The 23,065-nt window shown below is 63.9% G+C and carries 6 protein-coding genes; 2 read left to right on the top strand and 4 right to left on the bottom strand.

Annotation, left to right across the window (positions count from 1 at the left end):
• Positions 1-10: 10 nt before the first annotated feature.
• From SH287x_RS08610 to SH287x_RS08595, 4 genes are read right to left on the bottom strand one after another with little or no spacing between them, the layout of a single operon-like run.
• Positions 11-7,663, bottom strand: coding sequence for a hypothetical protein (locus tag SH287x_RS08610; protein ID WP_479518293.1), 7,653 nt, complete (start codon positions 7,661-7,663; stop codon positions 11-13).
• Positions 7,554-11,837, bottom strand: a complete 4,284-nt coding sequence (locus SH287x_RS08605; protein ID WP_479518291.1) for a hypothetical protein — start codon at positions 11,835-11,837, stop codon at positions 7,554-7,556. The genes SH287x_RS08610 and SH287x_RS08605 overlap by 110 nt, the downstream gene beginning before the upstream one ends.
• The gene (locus tag SH287x_RS08600) at positions 11,734-12,882 is read right to left on the bottom strand and encodes an autotransporter outer membrane beta-barrel domain-containing protein (protein WP_479518290.1); all 1,149 of its coding nucleotides are present in this window, start codon (positions 12,880-12,882) and stop codon (positions 11,734-11,736) included. The genes SH287x_RS08605 and SH287x_RS08600 overlap by 104 nt, the downstream gene beginning before the upstream one ends.
• Positions 12,773-20,167, bottom strand: a complete 7,395-nt coding sequence (locus SH287x_RS08595; RefSeq protein WP_479518289.1) for a hypothetical protein — start codon at positions 20,165-20,167, stop codon at positions 12,773-12,775. Before SH287x_RS08595 ends, SH287x_RS08600 begins: the two co-directional genes overlap by 110 nt.
• A gap of 592 nt (positions 20,168-20,759) precedes the next feature.
• Here SH287x_RS08595 and SH287x_RS08590 point away from each other — a divergent pair.
• Together SH287x_RS08590 and folE are read left to right on the top strand one after the other, a co-directional pair.
• A complete protein-coding gene (locus SH287x_RS08590) occupies positions 20,760-21,800 on the top strand; it encodes a hypothetical protein (protein WP_479518287.1) in 1,041 nt (346 codons plus the stop codon).
• A 678-nt stretch (positions 21,801-22,478) separates the two neighbouring features.
• A complete protein-coding gene (gene folE, locus SH287x_RS08585; RefSeq protein WP_488199494.1) occupies positions 22,479-23,063 on the top strand; it encodes a GTP cyclohydrolase I FolE in 585 nt (194 codons plus the stop codon).
• Positions 23,064-23,065 lie beyond the last annotated feature (2 nt).

Here is a 23,065-nt window from a genome sequence, read left to right as displayed (position 1 = left end):
AAGAGGTGGCTTACTTTTTCAGAAATCTTCTTATAAGCCGCCGCCCGCGTGCCAGTGGAGAAACCTGTCCGGCCGCGGAATTCAGCCCTGTCATAGCAGCTAATACGATCGTACCGACAATAGCTGCTGGTGTGGTGACTCCCCTGAACAAAAATTCCGAGGAATTTACCGAGTCGGCCTTTTCATTACGATCGGCAAACTCACCGGATGTCTCCAGTTCTTCGCGACCGTTGAGGCAGTTCGCCCCAACCCCTTCCACAAGCGCCGATGAAGCCACCATATCCGTGGTAATTGTCCCAGTCCCTTCCTGTGGAATCATCCCTTCAATCGGTAGCGATTCCAGCGATGCCAGACGAACGCTCCAGGTTACGGAGTTGTTCTCCTCGCTGGCCAGTGCCGCGTCCACACGGGATTGCAACCATCGGGAACGATACCCCGACCCGATGTCAGACTCGGTCACCACGGGGCCGGCCTGAGCAGAAACCTGATCGTTGGAAACAGCAACTTCCTGCGGATCCATCCCATGCCCATCGTATTGAACAGATGAGCCTGGTGGAGGAATCGTCGTCTCGCGAGGTGGCCGATCCAGATCCAGTTCCTGCTCATTGACGATGCGACCCTGCCGCAATTCCAGTTCGAGAACCGTTCGTTCGATCGGTTCACCCGGTTCACGAACCACAATCCGATACTGACCATCTGGCAACTTCTTAAACAACTGCGGCAAGTCATCCAGGACATGCTCAGGAAGCACAACCTGCTGCAAAATTTCTCCGTCAGGGCCAAGCACAAGAATTACGACTTGAATCTCATCTTCCCCAACTTCTTCGGCTGCGCCCGTATCTTCAATCAAGGCGTCCGTCAGACTCAGTCCTGCCGTCTGCGATAGAGAAACATCGTCTATTCGAGTACGAACCTGCTCAGGGACTGGCTTAACAGGAGGCGTAAGATCAAACGGAATCCCGCCGGCCAACCCTTCACCGGGAACGCTGGCAAAACTGGTCACAGTCGTCGTGTTCTGTTCAACAGTTCTTGCCTCAAAGAAACGAATTTGTGGATCTTGCTCCACAGTCACCGTGATCGGAATCGGAGCAGCAGGATTCAACGGATCAGGATTACCGTTGTATTGATGGGTGAATACAAAATTCCCCGGCTGATCAAAGTAGAACGTTTCAACAGTTCCATCTCCCCAATCCACCGTGATAATAAAGTTCTTCTCACCAGGACGCCCAAACGTTCCTGAAACTTCCGCAGAGCCATCCGCCTGAACCTGTGGTGTTTGCACATCAATCAGCGAGGGTGGGACATCGGTGACCGCTCCTGTCTGGCTGACGACCTGCACGTTCGGTGCAAAATTGACATCACCACCAGCGACTCCGACAACTCGTCCCGTTCCTTGAACCAGAAGATCTGGCTGAGTCCCGGTATCGTTAAGATTGAGATCCTGATCAGCATCCAGCAGAATCGAACCGTTACCGCCAGTGGCAGCCAACCGCTGATTGACCGTCAGATTTCCAGTAAGCGAGGTCAGCTCAATCGTACCGCCAGCCGTATTGAAAATGGCTCCATTAATCAGAAGATCACCTGATGTCACCAGAGCGACCAACCCATTCGTACCCGCGTTAGCGATCCCGGTCAGACCATCCACCGTGCCAATGGTTAAACCTGTTCCAGTGGTATTGTCGATTTGAATTCCACCACTAGCTGTGTTCTGTGCAGCCAATGTCCCGACAGTCGTCTCCAGCGCATTGCCTGAACCAATCCCGTTAGCAGCTCGCATCACGAGAGTGCTCGCTTCAATATCCACTCCGCCACTGTCACCTGCGTCAACAATAGCCCCCTGACGCGAGGTAATAGAAACCGCAGTCCCTCCTGCGTTGGTTGTGATCAACCGGCTTAAGGCGATGTCGCCCGCGGCCGAGAGCGTGATCGTCCCTGTCCCCGCATTCACCACTGAACCATCCGCCAGCGTGATCGCGCCTGTGCCATTCACCTCACTGTCTGCCGCCAGAATCACATTCCCGCCCGACGTGCTCACTAAGGACGTCCCTGACACGAGAATGTCACCCGTCGCGGAAAGCGTGACCGCGCCCCCGCTGCTGGAAATCGACTGGTTCACGATGAGATCCGTCCCCGGATCACTGGAAGTCAGCGCAATCGCGCCTCCCTGGCTGCTGACACCGCTGCCTGTGGCCGTGACGGTCATCGTCCCGTTCGCCGTCACGGTGATGCTCCCGCTTCCCTGCTGGATCAGCCGCTCCACCAGCAGACCGCTGGCTTCCGTGATCTGAATGTTGCCACTGGTGGTGTTCACCGCCTCCAGACGCGCCACTCGCAGTTCCAGCGCATTGCCGCTGCCGATCCCCGTGACGGCAGCGAGGGTCACTAGCGCTCCCCCACTCTCCGCTTCAATATCCGCCCCGCCACTGTCCCCATTGTCGGTGATCGCTCCGCTGCGTGACGTGATCGAGACGGCGGCACTGGTGGCGTTGGTTGTGATCAACCGGCTTAAGGCGATGTCGCCCGCGGCCGAGAGCGTGATCGTCCCTGTCCCCGCATTCACCACTGAACCATCCGCCAGCGTGATCGCGCCTGTGCCATTCACCTCACTGTCTGCCGCCAGAATCACATTCCCGCCCGACGTGCTCACTAAGGACGTCCCTGACACGAGAATGTCACCCGTCGCGGAAAGCGTGACCGCGCCCCCGCTGCTGGAAATCGACTGGTTCACGATGAGATCCGTCCCCGGATCACTGGAAGTCAGCGCAATCGCGCCTCCCTGGCTGCTGACACCGCTGCCTGTGGCCGTGACGGTCATCGTCCCGTTCGCCGTCACGGTGATGCTCCCGCTTCCCTGCTGGATCAGCCGCTCCACCAGCAGACCGCTGGCTTCCGTGATCTGAATGTTGCCACTGGTGGTGTTCACCGCCTCCAGACGCGCCACTCGCAGTTCCAGCGCATTGCCGCTGCCGATCCCCGTGATGGCAGCGAGGGTCACCAGCGCTCCCCCACTCTCCGCTTCAATATCCGCCCCGCCACTGTCCCCATTGTCGGTGATCGCTCCGCTGCGTGACGTGATCGAGACGGCGGCACTGGTGGCGTTGGTTGTGATCAACCGGCTTAAGGCGATGTCGCCCGCAGCCGAGAGCGTGATCGTCCCCGCCCCTGCGTTCACCACCGAACCATCCGCCAGCGTGATCGCGCCTGTGCCATTCACATCACTGTCTGCCGCCAGAATCACATTCCCCGTCACACTCGTCACCAACCCTGTGCCTGACAAAGTGATGTCATCCGTCGCGTTCAGGGTCAGCGACCCATTCGTTGATGCCAGCGTCCCTTGCACATTCAAGTTACCACTGTTAACCAGCAAGGTGCTGCTGCCCAGCACCGTCAAAGATCCATTGACTGTGACTGTGCCCTGAGTCGTCAACTCCACCTGAGGCTGGGACAGCACAAGGGTCGCATTCGTCCTTACGGTGATACCTCCCGTGTTACTCGACGTCCCGATCACCAGTCGCTGCGAACTGATCGTATTCAGCTGAGCATTCGTGAAGTTCATCCCGATCGCATCATCTCCCAGTCCGATCGCTGTCCCAGCACTGCGCGTTTGCAGGAACACCGTGGCGCCCGTCGCCGTGATCCCCGTGCCAAGCAAATCAATGTCATTCGCCGTGAGAAGGACATTCTGACCACTCGAATTCACCGAACTCCCCACCGCCATCACAATCGCTTCCGCCGTGATGTCGACCCCATTCGCGGCCGTTGTCAGCACCTCTCCATTCAAGGTCACTGTGCCCGAACTGTCTTCCACCACCAACAGACGGGACGTCAGATCCTCCAGAGAGACATTTCCTGCCTGAGTAATCCGCAGATCTCGTAAGGCGGCGGTGTCCCCCACACTTTGCGTAAAGTTCACCAGTCCTGTGCCCGTGTTGATCGTCAGGTCTGAGGCAGACGCCAGCGAGCCATTCACCGTCCCGTGAAAGATCAGATCCCCGTTTTGCGTCTGGATGGTGACCGATTCGGTCAGTACCGCGTTTCCGTTGACTGTGATCGCGCCCCCATTCGTGGTGAGATCCGCACCGGAAGTCACCGCTCCCGTCAGCGTCAACGTCTCATCGACTCCATTCAGGCTGATGCTGCTGGCATCCGCCAGCACGATCGTCGGGCCGGTCAGATCCACGCTCCCGCTTGACACCGTCAGCGTGTTGCTCAACGTCAGCGTCGCACCCGACTCCAGTGCCACGTCACCCGTCACGGTCGTGGCTCCGTTCAGCGTCAGGTTACCTGCCGCCGTGATCGTCAGATCGCCGGTATCAACATCCACCGTTGACGCGAACTGCACGCTCCCGCTGGACACGATCTGCGTCGTTCCCCCCGAGCGGTAAGTCTCCTCGAACGTCACATCCCCACTGCTGATCGTGGCGGTGCTTCCCGTCTGGAAGGAGCCTTCCACCAGCAACGCGCCAACAGATGTCCACGTACTGGCCCCCGTCACGGTCACATCGTCGCGCAGCGTCAGGCTGCTCCCCGCATCCAGATCCAGCGTGCCGGACGTCAGCGTACCGCTGAATTCGATCAACCCGCCCGTAGTGACCGCCAGCAGAGCCGTCACTTGAGTCGCACCAGCGTTCCTGAAGTCGCCATCAAGCAGGAACGTTGCCGAATCGGCCACCAGACCAGCAGACCCGATCAGCACATCCCCCGTCACATCACCGGTCGCAAGGCCCACCACCACCGTCCCCACATTCAGGCTGCTGAAGCTGACATCCTGAGCCTGCTCCACCACCAGGCTACCAGCAGACCCCGAGACATCACCGGCTGTCACATCCCCCAATGTCCCAGCATCGATGGTCAGGGTCGATGTGGCCAGATCGATGTTCCCGTTGACCGTAACCGCCGCTCCCGTGTCGCTATCGGGCACGCCATCCGTATCGATCCGCAGATCTCCAGTCAGTAACACATCGCCATCAATGGTGATGGTTCCCCCATTGGTCAACAGATCCGCCGCACTGATCAGATCCCCTGTCAGCGCGATCGCACCGGTGGTCGAAGTGAGATTGGCAGCATCCTCCAATGTCATCGTCGCCAAGGCGTCCAGCGTGATGGCTCCACCAGCCGTTAAGGCCTGCACCAGACGGATACTGCTTCCGGTGGACGAGATACTGGCCGATCCCGCGACAGATTGCATTCCCTGAATATCGATGGCTCCCGCTGCGACGAGATCCAGCAGCCCCCCCACGGTGTTCTGACCTGTTTGTGTATAACTTCCGGCGCTCTGAATCAGCAGGTCTCCCGTGGTCACAACTGTCCCCACGGTCATATTTCCTGAAGCCAGAGTTTGCAGTGTGAGATCCCCTCCGTTGATGCTGGCGGTGGTGAGGGTCAGGGCGTCATCGGTGGTGAGGCTGGCGTTCCCGCTGCCGGTGGTCAGGGCCGTGACGATCAGGGACTGGCTGCCGGTCTGGGTGTAGTCGATGTCACCGCTGGTGAGAGCGGTGAGGCTGACACTGACGGGAGCGATCGCCGCGTTGTTCAGGAACAGGCCGCCGGTGGTGCTGCTGGCGGTGAGGCTGCCGGTCACCAGTTCCAGGCCATCCCCGCTGCTGCCGATCCCTGTGACGGCAGCCAGCGTCAGGAGCGGGGCGGTGAGCGTGCCGGATGTCCGGGTGATGGTGGTGAGGGTGGCGGTCAGCGCGGCACTGGTGGTGGCGGTGACGTTCCCATCCAGGATCAAGGCCGCACCACTGAGGGTCAGAACGTCAGCCGAGAGGGGACTGTCGACGGTCAGGGTGGCCTCGCTGGTCAGGCTGGCGGTGCCGGTGACGGTGACGCCGGAGCCACTGAGGAGCAGGTTCCCGGCAGCGTCGAGGGTCAGGTTCCCGTTGATGCTGGCGGTGGTGAGGGTCAGGGCGTCATCGGTGGTGAGGCTGGCGTTCCCGCTGCCGGTGGTCAGGGCCGTGACGGTCAGGGACTGGCTGCCGGTCTGGGTGTAGTCGATGTCACCGCCGGTGAGGGCGGTGAGGCTGACACTGACGGGAGCGCTGGCCGCGTTGCTCAGGAACAGGCCGCCGGTGGTGCTGCTGGCGGTGAGGCTGCTGGTCACCAGTTCCAGGCCATCCCCGCTGCTGCCGATCCCTGTGACGGCGGCCAGCGTCAGGAGCGGGGCGGTGAGGGTGCCGGAGGTCCGGGTGATGGTGGTGAGGGTGGCGGTCAGCGCGGCACTGGTGGTGGCGGTGACATCCCCATCCAGGATCAGGGCGTCGCCACTGAGGGTCAGGATGCTGGCCGAGAGGGGGCCGTCGACGGTCAGGGTGGCGTCGCTGGTCAGGCTGGCGGTGCCGGTGACGGTGACGCCGGGGCCACTGAGGAGGAGGTCCCCGGCAGCATCGAGGGTCAGGTTGCCGCTGATGCTGGCGGTGGTGAGGGTCAGGGTGCTGTCGGTGGTGAGGCTGGCGTTCCCGCTGCCGGTGGTCAGGGCCGTGACGATCAGGGACTGGCTGCCGGTCTGGGTGTAGTCAATGGCACCGCTGGTGAGAGCGGTGAGGCTGACGCTGACAGGAGCGAGGGCGTCGTTGTTCAGGAACAGGCCGCCGGTGGTGCTGCTGGCGGTGAGGCTGCTGGTCACCAGTTCCAGCGCATTGCCGCTGCCGATCCCCGTGACGGCAGCCAGCGTCAGGAGCGGGGCGGTGAGGGTGCCGGAGGTCTGGGTGATGCTGGTGAGGGTGGCGGTCAGCGCGGCACTGGTGGTGGCGGTGACATCCCCATCCAGGATCAGGGCGTCGCCACTGAGGGTCAGGATGTCGGCCGAGAGGGGGCCGTCGACGGTCAGGGTGGCATCGCTGGTCAGGCTGGCGGTGCCGGTGACGGTGACGCCGGAGCCACTGAGGAGGAGGTCCCCGGCAGCGTCCAGGGTCAGGTTGCCGCTGATGCTGGCGGTGGTGAGGGTCAGGGTGCTGTCGGTGGTGAGGCTGGCGTTCCCGCTGCCGGTGGTCAGGGCCGTGACGATCAGGGACTGGCTGCCGGTCTGGGTGTAGTCAATGGCACCGCTGGTGAGAGCGGTGAGGCTGACGCTGACAGGAGCGAGGGCGTCGTTGTTCAGGAACAGGCCGCCGGTGGTGCTGCTGGCGGTGAGGCTGCTGGTCACCAGTTCCAGCGCATTGCTGCTGCCGATCCCCGTGACGGCAGCGAGCGTCAGGAGCGGGGCGGTGAGGGTGCCGGAGGTCTGGGTGATGCTGGTGAGGGTGGCGGTCAGCGACGCACTGGTGGTGGCGGTGACCTCCCCATCCAGGATCAGGGCGTCGCCACTGAGGGTCAGGATGTTGGCCGATAACGGACTGTCGACGGTCAGGGTGGCCTCGCTGGTCAGGCTGGCGGTGCCGGTGACGGTGACGCCGGAGCCACTGAGGAGGAGGTCCCCGGCAGCGTCGAGGGTCAGGTTGCCGCTGATGCTGGCGGTGGTGAGGGTCAGGGTGCTGTCGGTGGTGAGGCTGGCGTTCCCGCTGCCGGTGGTCAGGGCCGTGACGGTCAGGGACTGGCTGCCGGTCTGGGTGTAGTCAATGTCGCCGCCGGTGAGGGCGGTGAGGCTGACACTGACGGGAGCGCTGGCCGCGTTGCTCAGGAACAGGCCGCCGGTGGTGCTGCTGGCGGTGAGGCTGCTGGTCACCAGCTCCAGGCCATCCCCGCTGCTGCCGATCCCCGTGACGGCAGCCAGCGTCAGGAGCGGGGCGGTGAGGGTGCCGGAGGTCTGGGTGATGCTGGTGAGGGTGGCGGTCAGCGCGGCACTGGTGGTGGCGGTGACATCCCCATCCAGGATCAGGGCGTCGCCACTGAGGGTCAGGATGTTGGCCGAGAGGGGGCCGTCGACGGTCAGGGTGGCCTCGCTGGTCAGGCTGGCGGTGCCGGTGACGGTGACGCCGGAGCCACTGAGGAGGAGGTGCCCCGGCGGCGTCCAGGGTCAGGTTGCCGCTGATGCTGGCGGTGGTGAGGGTCAGGGTGCTGTCGGTGGTGAGGCTGGCGTTCCCGCTGCCGGTGGTCAGGGCCGTGACGGTCAGGGACTGGCTGCCGGTCTGGGTGTAGTCGATGTCACCGCTGGTGAGAGCGGTGAGGCTGACACTGACGGGAGCGCTGGCCGCGTTGCTCAGGAACAGGCCGCCGGTGGTGCTGCTGGCGGTGAGGCTGCTGGTCACCAGCTCCAGGCCATCCCCGCTGCTGCCGATCCCTGTGACGGCAGCCAGCGTCAGGAGCGGCGCCGTGAGGGTGCCGGAGGTCTGGGTGATGCTGGTGAGGGTGGCGGTCAGCGACGCACTGGTGGTGGCGGTGACCTCCCCATCCAGGATCAGGGCGTCGCCACTGAGGGTCAGGATGCTGGCCGAGAGGGGGCCGTCGACGGTCAGGGTGGCCTCGCTGGTCAGGCTGGCGGTGCCGGTGACGGTGACGCCGGGGCCACTGAGGAGCAGGTTCCCGGCAGCGTCGAGGGTCAGGTTCCCGTTGATGCTGGCGGTGGTGAGGGTCAGGGCGTCATCGGTGGTGAGGCTGGCGTTCCCGCTGCCGGTGGTCAGGGCCGTGACGGTCAGGGACTGGCTGCCGGTCTGGGTGTAGTCGATGTCACCGCTGGTGAGGGCGGTGAGGCTGACGCTGACAGGAGCGAGGGCCGCGTTGTTCAGGAACAGGCCGCCGGTGGTGCTGCTGGCGGTGAGGCTGCCGGTCACCAGTTCCAGGCCATCCCCGCTGCTGCCGATCCCTGTGACGGCAGCCAGCGTCAGGAGCGGGGCGGTGAGCGTGCCGGAGGTCTGGGTGATGGTGGTGAGGGTGGCGGTCAGCGCGGCACTGGTGGTGGCGGTGACGTTCCCATCCAGGATCAGGGCCTCGCCACTGAGGGTCAGGATGCTGGCCGAGAGGGGGCCGTCGACGGTCAGGGTGGCCTCGCTGGTCAGGCTGGCGGTGCCGGTGACGGTGACGCCGGAGCCACTGAGGAGGAGGTCCCCGGCAGCGTCGAGGGTCAGGTTCCCGTTGATGCTGGCGGTGGTGAGGGTCAGGGCGTCATCGGTGGTGAGGCTGGCGTTCCCGCTGCCGGTGGTCAGGGCCGTGACGGTCAGGGACTGGCTGCCGGTCTGGGTGTAGTCAATGTCGCCGCCGGTGAGGGCGGTGAGGCTGACACTGACGGGAGCGCTGGCCGCGTTGCTCAGGAACAGGCCGCCGGTGGTGCTGCTGGCGGTGAGGCTGCTGGTCACCAGTTCCAGGCCATCCCCGCTGCTGCCGATCCCTGTGACGGCAGCGAGCGTCAGGAGCGGCGCCGTGAGGGTGCCGGAGGTCTGGGTGATGCTGGTGAGGGTGGCGGTCAGCGACGCACTGGTGGTGGCGGTGACCTCCCCATCCAGGATCAGGGCGTCGCCACTGAGGGTCAGGATGCTGGCCGATAACGGACTGTCGACGGTCAGGGTGGCATCGCTGGTCAGGCTGGCGGTGCCGGTGACGGTGACGCCGGAGCCACTGAGGAGGAGGTCCCCGGCGGCGTCCAGGGTCAGGTTGCCGCTGATGCTGGCGGTGGTGAGGGTCAGGGTGCTGTCGGTGGTGAGGCTGGCGTTCCCGCTGCCGGTGGTCAGGGCCGTGACGATCAGGGACTGGCTGCCGGTCTGGGTGTAGTCAATGGCACCGCTGGTGAGAGCGGTGAGGCTGACGCTGACAGGAGCGAGGGCGTCGTTGTTCAGGAACAGGCCGCCGGTGGTGCTGCTGGCGGTGAGGCTGCTGGTCACCAGTTCCAGCGCATTGCCGCTGCCGATCCCCGTGACGGCAGCCAGCGTCAGGAGCGGGGCGGTGAGGGTGCCGGAGGTCTGGGTGATGCTGGTGAGGGTGGCGGTCAGCGACGCACTGGTGGTGGCGGTGACCTCCCCATCCAGGATCAGGGCGTCGCCACTGAGGGTCAGGATGCTGGCCGAGAGGGGGCCGTCGACGGTCAGGGTGGCCTCGCTGGTCAGGCTGGCGGTGCCGGTGACGGTGACGCCGGAGCCACTGAGGAGGAGGTCCCCGGCAGCGTCGAGGGTCAGGTTCCCGTTGATGCTGGCGGTGGTGAGGGTCAGGGCGTCATCGGTGGTGAGGCTGGCGTTCCCGCTGCCGGTGGTCAGGGCCGTGACGATCAGGGACTGGCTGCCGGTCTGGGTATAGTCAATGTCGCCGCCGGTGAGGGCGGTGAGGCTGACACTGACGGGAGCGCTGGCGGCGTTGCTCAGGAACAGGCCGCCGGTGGTGCTGCTGGCGGTGAGGCTGCTGGTCACCAGCTCCAGGCCATCCCCGCTGCTGCCGATCCCTGTGACGGCAGCGAGCGTCAGGAGCGGGGCGGTGAGGGTGCCGGAGGTCTGGGTGATGCTGGTGAGGGTGGCGGTCAGCGACGCACTGGTGGTGGCGGTGACCTCCCCATCCAGGATCAGGGCGTCGCCACTGAGGGTCAGGATGTTGGCCGATAACGGACTGTCGACGGTCAGGGTGGCCTCGCTGGTCAGGCTGGCGGTGCCGGTGACGGTGACGCCGGAGCCACTGAGGAGGAGGTCCCCGGCAGCGTCGAGGGTCAGGTTGCCGCTGATGCTGGCGGTGGTGAGGGTCAGGGTGCTGTCGGTGGTGAGGCTGGCGTTCCCGCTGCCGGTGGTCAGGGCCGTGACGATCAGGGACTGGCTGCCGGTCTGGGTATAGTCAATGTCGCCGCCGGTGAGGGCGGTGAGGCTGACACTGACGGGAGCGCTGGCCGCGTTGCTCAGGAACAGGCCGCCGGTGGTGCTGCTGGCGGTGAGGCTGCTGGTCACCAGCTCCAGGCCATCCCCGCTGCTGCCGATCCCCGTGACGGCAGCCAGCGTCAGGAGCGGGGCGGTGAGGGTGCCGGAGGTCTGGGTGATGCTGGTGAGGGTGGCGGTCAGCGCGGCACTGGTGGTGGCGGTGACATCCCCATCCAGGATCAGGGCGTCGCCACTGAGGGTCAGGATGTTGGCCGATAACGGACTGTCGACGGTCAGGGTGGCCTCGCTGGTCAGGCTGGCGGTGCCGGTGACGGTGACGCCGGAGCCACTGAGGAGGAGGTCCCCGGCAGCGTCGAGGGTCAGGTTCCCGTTGATGCTGGCGGTGGTGAGGGTCAGGGCGTCATCGGTGGTGAGGCTGGCGTTCCCGCTGCCGGTGGTCAGGGCCGTGACGGTCAGGGACTGGCTGCCGGTCTGGGTGTAGTCGATGTCACCGCTGGTGAGAGCGGTGAGGCTGACACTGACGGGAGCGCTGGCCGCGTTGCTCAGGAACAGGCCGCCGGTGGTGCTGCTGGCGGTGAGGCTGCTGGTCACCAGCTCCAGGCCATCCCCGCTGCTGCCGATCCCTGTGACGGCAGCGAGCGTCAGGAGCGGCGCCGTGAGGGTGCCGGAGGTCTGGGTGATGCTGGTGAGGGTGGCGGTCAGCGACGCACTGGTGGTGGCGGTGACCTCCCCATCCAGGATCAGGGCGTCGCCACTGAGGGTCAGGATGCTGGCCGAGAGGGGGCCGTCGACGGTCAGGGTGGCCTCGCTGGTCAGGCTGGCGGTGCCGGTGACGGTGACGCCGGGGCCACTGAGGAGCAGGTTCCCGGCAGCGTCGAGGGTCAGGTTCCCGTTGATGCTGGCGGTGGTGAGGGTCAGGGCGTCATCGGTGGTGAGGCTGGCGTTCCCGCTGCCGGTGGTCAGGGCCGTGACGGTCAGGGACTGGCTGCCGGTCTGGGTGTAGTCGATGTCACCGCTGGTGAGGGCGGTGAGGCTGACGCTGACAGGAGCGAGGGCCGCGTTGTTCAGGAACAGGCCGCCGGTGGTGCTGCTGGCGGTGAGGCTGCCGGTCACCAGTTCCAGGCCATCCCCGCTGCTGCCGATCCCTGTGACGGCAGCCAGCGTCAGGAGCGGGGCGGTGAGCGTGCCGGAGGTCTGGGTGATGGTGGTGAGGGTGGCGGTCAGCGCGGCACTGGTGGTGGCGGTGACGTTCCCATCCAGGATCAGGGCCTCGCCACTGAGGGTCAGGATGCTGGCCGAGAGGGGGCCGTCGACGGTCAGGGTGTCGGCGCTGGTCAGGCTGGCGGTGCCGGTGACGGTGACGCCGGAGCCACTGAGGAGGAGGTGCCCCGGCAGCGTCGAGGGTCAGGTTCCCGTTGATGCTGGCGGTGGTGAGGGTCAGGGCGTCATCGGTGGTGAGGCTGGCGTTCCCGCTGCCGGTGGTCAGGGCGGTGACGGTCAGGGACTGGCTGCCGGTCTGGGTGTAGTCGATGTCACCGCTGGTGAGGGCGGTGAGGCTGACGCTGACGGGAGCGCTGGCCGCGTTGCTCAGGAACAGGCCGCCGGTGGTGCTGCTGGCGGTGAGGCTGCTGGTCACCAGTTCCAGGCCATCCCCGCTGCTGCCGATCCCTGTGACGGCAGCGAGCGTCAGGAGCGGCGCCGTGAGGGTGCCGGAGGTCTGGGTGATGCTGGTGAGGGTGGCGGTCAGCGACGCACTGGTGGTGGCGGTGACCTCCCCATCCAGGATCAGGGCGTCGCCACTGAGGGTCAGGATGCTGGCCGATAACGGACTGTCGACGGTCAGGGTGGCATCGCTGGTCAGGCTGGCGGTGCCGGTGACGGTGACGCCGGAGCCACTGAGGAGGAGGTCCCCGGCGGCGTCCAGGGTCAGGTTGCCGCTGATGCTGGCGGTGGTGAGGGTCAGGGTGCTGTCGGTGGTGAGGCTGGCGTTCCCGCTGCCGGTGGTCAGGGCCGTGACGATCAGGGACTGGCTGCCGGTCTGGGTGTAGTCAATGGCACCGCTGGTGAGAGCGGTGAGGCTGACGCTGACAGGAGCGAGGGCGTCGTTGTTCAGGAACAGGCCGCCGGTGGTGCTGCTGGCGGTGAGGCTGCTGGTCACCAGTTCCAGCGCATTGCCGCTGCCGATCCCCGTGACGGCAGCCAGCGTCAGGAGCGGGGCGGTGAGCGTGCCGGAGGTCCGGGTGATGCTGGTGAGGGTGGCGGTCAGCGACGCACTGGTGGTGGCGGTGACCTCCCCATCCAGGATCAGGGCGTCGCCACTGAGGGTCAGGATGTTGGCCGATAACGGACTGTCGACGGTCAGGGTGGCCTCGCTGGTCAGGCTGGCGGTGCCGGTGACGGTGACGCCGGAGCCACTGAGGAGGACTGGCCCCGGCAGCGTCGAGGGTCAGGTTCCCGTTGATGCTGGCGGTGGTGAGGGTCAGGGCGTCATCGGTGGTGAGGCTGGCGTTCCCGCTGCCGGTGGTCAGGGCCGTGACGATCAGGGACTGGCTGCCGGTCTGGGTATAGTCAATGTCGCCGCCGGTGAGGGCGGTGAGGCTGACACTGACGGGAGCGCTGGCCGCGTTGCTCAGGAACAGGCCGCCGGTGGTGCTGCTGGCGGTGAGGCTGCTGGTCACCAGCTCCAGGCCATCCCCGCTGCTGCCGATCCCTGTGACGGCAGCGAGCGTCAGGAGCGGGGCCGTGAGGGTGCCGGAGGTCTGGGTGATGCTGGTGAGGGTGGCGGTCAGCGACGCACTGGTGGTGGCGGTGACATCCCCATCCAGGATCAGGGCGTCGCCACTGAGGGTCAGGATGTTGGCCGATAACGGACTGTCGACGGTCAGGGTGGCCTCGCTGGTCAGGCTGGCGGTGCCGGTGACGGTGACGCCGGAGCCACTGAGGAGGAGGTCCCCGGCAGCGTCGAGGGTCAGGTTCCCGTTGATGCTGGCGGTGGTGAGGGTCAGGGCGTCATCGGTGGTGAGGCTGGCGTTCCCGCTGCCGGTGGTCAGGGCCGTGACGGTCAGGGACTGGCTGCCGGTCTGGGTGTAGTCAATGTCGCCGCCGGTGAGGGCGGTGAGGCTGACACTGACGGGAGCGCTGGCCGCGTTGCTCAGGAACAGGCCGCCGGTGGTGCTGCTGGCGGTGAGGCTGCTGGTCACCAGCTCCAGCGCATTGCCGCTGCCGATCCCCGTGACGGCAGCCAGCGTCAGGAGCGGGGCGGTGAGGGTGCCGGAGGTCTGGGTGATGCTGGTGAGGGTGGCGGTCAGCGACGCACTGGTGGTGGCGGTGACCTCCCCATCCAGGATCAGGGCGTCGCCACTGAGGGTCAGGATGCTGGCCGAGAGGGGGCCGTCGACGGTCAGGGTGGCCTCGCTGGTCAGGCTGGCGGTGCCGGTGACGGTGACGCCGGGGCCACTGAGGAGCAGGTTCCCGGCAGCGTCGAGGGTCAGGTTCCCGTTGATGCTGGCGGTGGTGAGGGTCAGGGCGTCATCGGTGGTGAGGCTGGCGTTCCCGCTGCCGGTGGTCAGGGCCGTGACGGTCAGGGACTGGCTGCCGGTCTGGGTGTAGTCGATGTCACCGCTGGTGAGAGCGGTGAGGCTGACACTGACGGGAGCGCTGGCCGCGTTGCTCAGGAACAGGCCGCCGGTGGTGCTGCTGGCGGTGAGGCTGCTGGTCACCAGTTCCAGGCCATCCCCGCTGCTGCCGATCCCTGTGACGGCAGCCAGCGTCAGGAGCGGGGCGGTGAGCGTGCCGGAGGTCCGGGTGATGGTGGTGAGGGTGGCGGTCAGCGCGGCACTGGTGGTGGCGGTGACGTTCCCATCCAGGATCAGGGCCTCGCCACTGAGGGTCAGGATGCTGGCCGAGAGGGGGCCGTCGACGGTCAGGGTGTCGGCGCTGGTCAGGCTGGCGGTGCCGGTGACGGTGACGCCGGGGCCACTGAGGAGCAGGTTCCCGGCAGCGTCGAGGGTCAGGTTCCCGTTGATGCTGGCGGTGGTGAGGGTCAGGGCGTCATCGGTGGTGAGGCTGGCGTTCCCGCTGCCGGTGGTCAGGGCCGTGACGATCAGGGACTGGCTGCCGGTCTGGGTGTAGTCGATGTCACCGCTGGTGAGAGCGGTGAGGCTGACACTGACGGGAGCGATCGCCGCGTTGTTCAGGAACAGGCCGCCGGTGGTGCTGCTGGCGGTGAGGCTGCCGGTCACCAGTTCCAGGCCATCCCCGCTGCTGCCGATCCCTGTGACGGCGGCCAGCGTCAGGAGCGGGGCGGTGAGGGTGCCGGAGGTCTGGGTGATGCTGGTGAGGGTGGCGGTCAGCGACGCACTGGTGGTGGCGGTGACCTCCCCATCCAGGATCAGGGCGTCGCCACTGAGGGTCAGGATGCTGGCCGATAACGGACTGTCGACGGTCAGGGTGGCATCGCTGGTCAGGCTGGCGGTGCCGGTGACGGTGACGCCGGAGCCACTGAGGAGGAGGTCCCCGGCGGCGTCCAGGGTCAGGTTGCCGCTGATGCTGGCGGTGGTGAGGGTCAGGGTGCTGTCGGTGGTGAGGCTGGCGTTCCCGCTGCCGGTGGTCAGGGCCGTGACGATCAGGGACTGGCTGCCGGTCTGGGTGTAGTCAATGGCACCGCTGGTGAGAGCGGTGAGGCTGACGCTGACAGGAGCGAGGGCGTCGTTGTTCAGGAACAGGCCGCCGGTGGTGCTGCTGGCGGTGAGGCTGCTGGTCACCAGTTCCAGCGCATTGCCGCTGCCGATCCCCGTGACGGCAGCCAGCGTCAGGAGCGGGGCGGTGAGGGTGCCGGAGGTCTGGGTGATGCTGGTGAGGGTGGCGGTCAGCGCGGCACTGGTGGTGGCGGTGACATCCCCATCCAGGATCAGGGCGTCGCCACTGAGGGTCAGGATGTCGGCCGAGAGGGGGCCGTCGACGGTCAGGGTGGCATCGCTGGTCAGGCTGGCGGTGCCGGTGACGGTGACGCCGGAGCCACTGAGGAGGAGGTCCCCGGCGGCGTCCAGGGTCAGGTTGCCGCTGATGCTGGCGGTGGTGAGGGTCAGGGTGCTGTCGGTGGTGAGGCTGGCGTTCCCGCTGCCGGTGGTCAGGGCCGTGACGATCAGGGACTGGCTGCCGGTCTGGGTGTAGTCAATGGCACCGCTGGTGAGAGCGGTGAGGCTGACGCTGACAGGAGCGAGGGCGTCGTTGTTCAGGAACAGGCCGCCGGTGGTGCTGCTGGCGGTGAGGCTGCTGGTCACCAGTTCCAGCGCATTGCCGCTGCCGATCCCTGTGACGGCAGCCAGCGTCAGGAGCGGGGCGGTGAGCGTGCCGGAGGTCCGGGTGATGCTGGTGAGGGTGGCGGTCAGCGACGCACTGGTGGTGGCGGTGACCTCCCCATCCAGGATCAGGGCGTCGCCACTGAGGGTCAGGATGTTGGCCGATAACGGACTGTCGACGGTCAGGGTGGCCTCGCTGGTCAGGCTGGCGGTGCCGGTGACGGTGACGCCGGAGCCACTGAGGAGGAGGTCCCCGGCAGCGTCGAGGGTCAGGTTCCCGTTGATGCTGGCGGTGGTGAGGGTCAGGGCGTCATCGGTGGTGAGGCTGGCGTTCCCGCTGCCGGTGGTCAGGGCCGTGACGATCAGGGACTGGCTGCCGGTCTGGGTATAGTCAATGTCGCCGCCGGTGAGGGCGGTGAGGCTGACACTGACGGGAGCGCTGGCCGCGTTGCTCAGGAACAGGCCGCCGGTGGTGCTGCTGGCGGTGAGGCTGCTGGTCACCAGCTCCAGGCCATCCCCGCTGCTGCCGATCCCCGTGACGGCAGCCAGCGTCAGGAGCGGGGCGGTGAGGGTGCCGGAGGTCTGGGTGATGCTGGTGAGGGTGGCGGTCAGCGCGGCACTGGTGGTGGCGGTGACATCCCCATCCAGGATCAGGGCGTCGCCACTGAGGGTCAGGATGTTGGCCGAGAGGGGGCCGTCGACGGTCAGGGTGGCCTCGCTGGTCAGGCTGGCGGTGCCGGTGACGGTGACGCCGGAGCCACTGAGGAGGAGGTCCCCGGCGGCGTCCAGGGTCAGGTTGCCGCTGATGCTGGCGGTGGTGAGGGTCAGGGTGCTGTCGGTGGTGAGGCTGGCGTTCCCGCTGCCGGTGGTCAGGGCCGTGACGGTCAGGGACTGGCTGCCGGTCTGGGTGTAGTCGATGTCACCGCTGGTGAGAGCGGTGAGGCTGACACTGACGGGAGCGCTGGCCGCGTTGCTCAGGAACAGGCCGCCGGTGGTGCTGCTGGCGGTGAGGCTGCTGGTCACCAGCTCCAGGCCATCCCCGCTGCTGCCGATCCCTGTGACGGCAGCCAGCGTCAGGAGCGGCGCCGTGAGGGTGCCGGAGGTCTGGGTGATGCTGGTGAGGGTGGCGGTCAGCGACGCACTGGTGGTGGCGGTGACCTCCCCATCCAGGATCAGGGCGTCGCCACTGAGGGTCAGGATGCTGGCCGAGAGGGGGCCGTCGACGGTCAGGGTGGCCTCGCTGGTCAGGCTGGCGGTGCCGGTGACGGTGACGCCGGGGCCACTGAGGAGCAGGTTCCCGGCAGCGTCGAGGGTCAGGTTCCCGTTGATGCTGGCGGTGGTGAGGGTCAGGGCGTCATCGGTGGTGAGGCTGGCGTTCCCGCTGCCGGTGGTCAGGGCCGTGACGGTCAGGGACTGGCTGCCGGTCTGGGTGTAGTCGATGTCACCGCTGGTGAGGGCGGTGAGGCTGACGCTGACAGGAGCGAGGGCCGCGTTGTTCAGGAACAGGCCGCCGGTGGTGCTGCTGGCGGTGAGGCTGCCGGTCACCAGTTCCAGGCCATCCCCGCTGCTGCCGATCCCTGTGACGGCAGCCAGCGTCAGGAGCGGGGCGGTGAGCGTGCCGGAGGTCTGGGTGATGGTGGTGAGGGTGGCGGTCAGCGCGGCACTGGTGGTGGCGGTGACGTTCCCATCCAGGATCAGGGCCTCGCCACTGAGGGTCAGGATGCTGGCCGAGAGGGGGCCGTCGACGGTCAGGGTGGCCTCGCTGGTCAGGCTGGCGGTGCCGGTGACGGTGACGCCGGAGCCACTGAGGAGGAGGTCCCCGGCAGCGTCGAGGGTCAGGTTCCCGTTGATGCTGGCGGTGGTGAGGGTCAGGGCGTCATCGGTGGTGAGGCTGGCGTTCCCGCTGCCGGTGGTCAGGGCCGTGACGGTCAGGGACTGGCTGCCGGTCTGGGTGTAGTCAATGTCGCCGCCGGTGAGGGCGGTGAGGCTGACACTGACGGGAGCGCTGGCCGCGTTGCTCAGGAACAGGCCGCCGGTGGTGCTGCTGGCGGTGAGGCTGCTGGTCACCAGTTCCAGGCCATCCCCGCTGCTGCCGATCCCCGTGATGGCAGCGAGGGTCACCAGCGCTCCCCCACTCTCCGCTTCAATATCCGCCCCGCCACTGTCCCCATTGTCGGTGATCGCTCCGCTGCGTGACGTGATCGAGACGGCGGCACTGGTGGCGTTGGTTGTGATCAACCGGCTTAAGGCGATGTCGCCCGCAGCCGAGAGCGTGATCGTCCCCGCCCCTGCGTTCACCACCGAACCATCCGCCAGCGTGATCGCGCCTGTGCCATTCACATCACTGTCTGCCGCCAGAATCACATTCCCCGTCACACTCGTCACCAACCCTGTGCCTGACAAAGTGATGTCATCCGTCGCGTTCAGGGTCAGCGACCCATTCGTTGATGCCAGCGTCCCTTGCACATTCAAGTTACCACTGTTAACCAGCAAGGTGCTGCTGCCCAGCACCGTCAAAGATCCATTGACTGTGACTGTGCCCTGAGTCGTCAACTCCACCTGAGGCTGGGACAGCACAAGGGTCGCATTCGTCCTTACGGTGATACCTCCCGTGTTACTCGACGTCCCGATCACCAGTCGCTGCGAACTGATCGTATTCAGCTGAGCATTCGTGAAGTTCATCCCGATCGCATCATCTCCCAGTCCGATCGCTGTCCCAGCACTGCGCGTTTGCAGGAACACCGTGGCGCCCGTCGCCGTGATCCCCGTGCCAAGCAAATCAATGTCATTCGCCGTGAGAAGGACATTCTGACCACTCGAATCCACCGAACTCCCCACCGCCATCACAATCGCTTCCGCCGTAATGTCGACCCCATTGACGGCTGTCGTCAGCACCTCTCCATTCAAGGTCACTGTGCCCGAACTGTCTTCCACCACCAACAGACGGGACGTCAGATCCTCCAGAGAGACATTTCCTGCCTGAGTAATCCGCAGATCTCGTAAGGCGGCGGTGTCCCCCACACTTTGCGTAAAGTTCACCAGTCCTGTGCCCGTGTTGATCGTCAGGTCTGAGGCATCCGCCAGCGAGCCATTCACCGTCCCGTGAAAGACCAGATCCCCGTCTTGTGTCTGAATGGTGACTGATTTGGTCAGTAACGTGTTCCCGTTGACTGTGATGTTCCCCCCATTGGTGGTGAGATTCGCACCGGACGTCACCGCTCCAGTCGCAGTCAGCGTCAACGACTCATCGACTCCATTCAGGCTGATGCTGCTGGCATCCGCCAGCACGATCGTCGGGCCGGTCAGATCCACGCTCCCGCTTGACACCGTCAGCGTGTTGTTCAACGTCAGCGTCGCACCCGACTCCAGTGCCACGTCACCCGTCACGGTCGTGGCTCCGTTCAGCGTCAGGCTGCTGCCGGCGTCGAGGTTGAGATCGCTCCCGACTAAAATGGTGCCACCGAGGGTGATACTGCCTGCGGTGGTGGCTGTTAAATGACTTCCCGCGTCCAGGCTTCCGTTGGCTGTGATATCGCCATCTGCGGCTGTGAGTGTGATGCTCTGACCGCTGGAAATCGTGGAATCCACATGAGTGGTAATCACAGGCCCGGAAGGAGTCAGGGCGGTGGATTCCAGAGAAATGTCCATTGTGCTGGAAAGATCAGCATTTGCTTCTACGGAAATGGTGTCGCTGACAACGATGTCAATTCCCGTTGCAGCGGAGAGTTCACCATTCAATGTGACAAATTCAACTTCGCCATTGATCTCCAGGTTGCCGGTCAGATTGATAGCAGCGTCGTTGTCAAAATTAACCGTCTGTGTGCCGCCGCTGGTGGCGTTAACTTCAATGGAGTTATACGAACCCAACGTGTCATCAATGGGAACCACATTATTCAGGCTGTCTGTAATGACGAGGTCACCATTGATGTCTGTGCTAATGGTTGCCGTTTCGCCATCACCATCGAGGAGAATCTGTAGCACCCCCCCGGCGTCGACCTCGGCAGTGACCGTGAAGACGCGGCGGTCTTCCAGAGGCTCAAAAGCCAACTGGACTGGGCGTGAGGGAGCCTGATGCAAAGACGGATTTTTTCCGCTTCGCGGCTTTTTTGCGACAAACCGTTGCAGCCATTGAGTCAACGACATGAACTTCCCCCAGGCCTGATGTTCGTATGAGCATCCTGCCCGTCACGAAACTGCTGGCCTCATTTTCCGTCACATGAAAAATCGAATTTTGCGGGATGCCGCTGGCAGGTTGTCGCGGAAACTTCACGATTTCCGGGATGATCACCACCGCCTGTGTCAGACCCTGTGTGTTCTGTCGATTGTGTCAATTACGACGAAACGTTCACTTTTCACGATCATGCGAGAATGCACTGTCCTGTTTTATCCATCCACATGCTTTGTTGCATTTTGCCCTATTTGCGCGGCACAGAGCGAGAAAAATCCGGTAACGCACGACCCGTACCAGAAAATTGCCTCCCTGAAAATTTCCCGAGAGAGGAACTGATCAAGCGGATATGTCTTTGAGAACTTTTTGATGGGCAATCATCATCACTGGAAAGTAAATATAGGAGGTCTGCAAAGAAGGCGAGAGGTGTGATTGACGAACTCTCAACCAGTTCATTGACAATTTCGATTCGACTTGAGCGGAAACCAAGGCAGAGACGACAACCCTGTGTGGTGGCCGGAATTGACTCTGGATTGTGAGGGCGACGCCCAGGACGGAGCGAGGTCGATGCGTCGCGATGTGCATCTCCCATCTGAATATGACCCTTCTTATCTCCGGGCTGTGCCACGGGGGAAGGATGCGTCATGTGATGATCGGCCTCATGGAACCGCTTTCAACAAGTGTCCCCGATTTTTCAAAGGGGCCAGAGCATTCGTGGTCACGTTGCTCTTGTGGAATAGCCTTACCGCCATGGCAGCCGAGACTTCCGCAGTCTCTGGGGATCTCTCCGCCAAACCCAAAATGTCTCCCGCTTTCGATTCCGTTGAAGCTGATCTCCCGCTCCCCGGAGCGAAAAAAGCTGCGATACCGGTTGTGACTGAGACGCTTGCGATTCAAGAAACACCATTTCTCAGGCCGGCATTTGATCCGGTGCCTGTGGCTCATGAGTCAAAGGTGCATGCGACAAGCCCTGCTGCTGAAGCCTTCCTGCTTATTCCAGATGACACTCATAAGTCAGTACCGGCATCGGATATTAAGAAAACATCTGACGAGACTGTCACTCAGGAATCGCCGACAGCCCTGCCGAAGTTCCCCTGGGATATTAATCAACGGCCGGTCGTTCGCATGCAAGCCAGCATAGCTCCCCCCGCCGGTGAGCTTCCGACCAATCGTGCCCGAGAGCTCTTCGCTCAAGAACCCTCCGAACTCATTGTCGCAGGTACCAGCCGTCCCTGGCTCTGGCAGGAAGTGGAGTGGGAGGCCGCTGCCACACGTCATCTGCCGCTCTATTTTGAAGAGCCGATGCTTGAACGGTTGGGTTACACGCATGGTTGGGGCCGAGAAAACTGTGACTATTGTGCAACCGATTGCGATCGACGGAAAGCAGAGGCTTTCCAGCCATTTGTATCGGCGGCAGCTTTCTTTGGCCGTGTGCCCATTCTCCCGTATGAGATGGGCGTTGATCTTCCATGGAAGCCTGTCTATACACTGGGACAACCGCTGCCTGGTTCTCCAGCTCCTTATGAAAAGCAGATGTTGCCACTGAGCTGGCGAGGAGCCCTCTTTCAAGCGGGAGCCGTGACAGGTGCAGCATTCATCATCCCCTGATCGATTGCTGATCGCTGAGCAATCTGCCCCGGAGAATTAGTGCCGTGTCACGGCTTTGTCTTCGTGTTGATGTCGCCGCAATGTCCTCCGTTGTCGGACTTAACAACAGAAGAGACCCGAATTTTATACTTTGATAATGCATTAGTAAGGCTTCAAGAATCCCTCTGCATCACTGTTTTTCAGCATCATTGAAGCCTTCCTGTCTCTCTCGGGAAGATGTTGTCTTCCCTTATCTCACGGATTGATGCCTTAACTCTGGTAGACATTGGCTCTCATCCGATGGAGAATGACGGGTGTTGCCGAGGCCAAGTTGTGAAACCGGTCTTCGGCTGAGAACAATGATTTGCGAAACAATCCCCTCAGAGATTCTTTCGCAATCTCTGCGAGTGCTGATTTTCCCAGGCATTTAGAGCGCTTCTCATAGGCACAACCCGTTGTGCCAGGCGTTCTTGGTAACAAGTTGACAGCGGTTTCTGTCCTGAGATTTCCCTACGTGAGCGATCTGTGAACATCCCTAATGACCACGCTGGCGGCTTTGATGACAATTGTATTTCCTCGCCGGGTGGTGAGGAGACACGGGATCAACATGAGTTTGAAGTTGTCCCGGCGTACTTATCTGGGGATGGAGAGATCTCCACGAAGGGCATCACAGGCAAAGCAACCGATCAGCCACCGGCTGTGCGTGAGATTTTACCAGAGCCGGATCTGCCAAGGATTCAACGGGCCGTCCGTGAGATTCTGATTGCGATTGGCGAGAACCCTGACCGGGAAGGGTTATTAGAAACACCTGCTCGTGTCGCGAGAATGTTTGCCGAGTTAACCTCAGGATTGCGGTGTGATCCAGCGCGTCATCTGGAACGCGTCTTTCCCGAGCAATACGATGAATTAGTTCTCGTCCGGGATATCAGCTTTAACAGCATGTGCGAGCACCACCTGCTCCCATTTATGGGAACAGCCCATATTGGATACCTCCCACGGGGTAAAGTTGTGGGGCTGAGTAAACTCGCGCGTATTGTCGACGAGATTTCGCATCAACCCCAGGTGCAGGAACGGATGACCCAGCAGATTGCGGATCTGATGCAAAACGTGCTTGACCCCAAGGGGGTCATTGTGGTGCTGGAAGCCACACACACCTGCATGACGATCCGCGGGATTCGCAAGCCCGGTTCATTGACAATCACCAGCGCAGTACGAGGGCTCTTTAAGACGAGCCATGCCAGCCGCGCCGAAGTGATGTCCTTAATACAGCAGCGACGCAGTTAATT

The sequence above is a fragment of the Planctopirus sp. SH287 genome, from assembly GCF_056500625.1.
Note: the sequence above shows the minus strand (reverse complement) of the source record. Positions and strands in the feature narration are given on the sequence as shown.

What these genes read in the sequence shown, in the direction of transcription:
- SH287x_RS08595 (WP_479518289.1), bottom strand. Translation starts at nt 20,167, where the DNA reads ATGTCGTTGACTCAATGGCTGCAACGGTTTGTCGCAAAAAAGCCGCGA.
- SH287x_RS08590 (WP_479518287.1), top strand. Translation starts at nt 20,760, where the DNA reads ATGCGTCGCGATGTGCATCTCCCATCTGAATATGACCCTTCTTATCTC.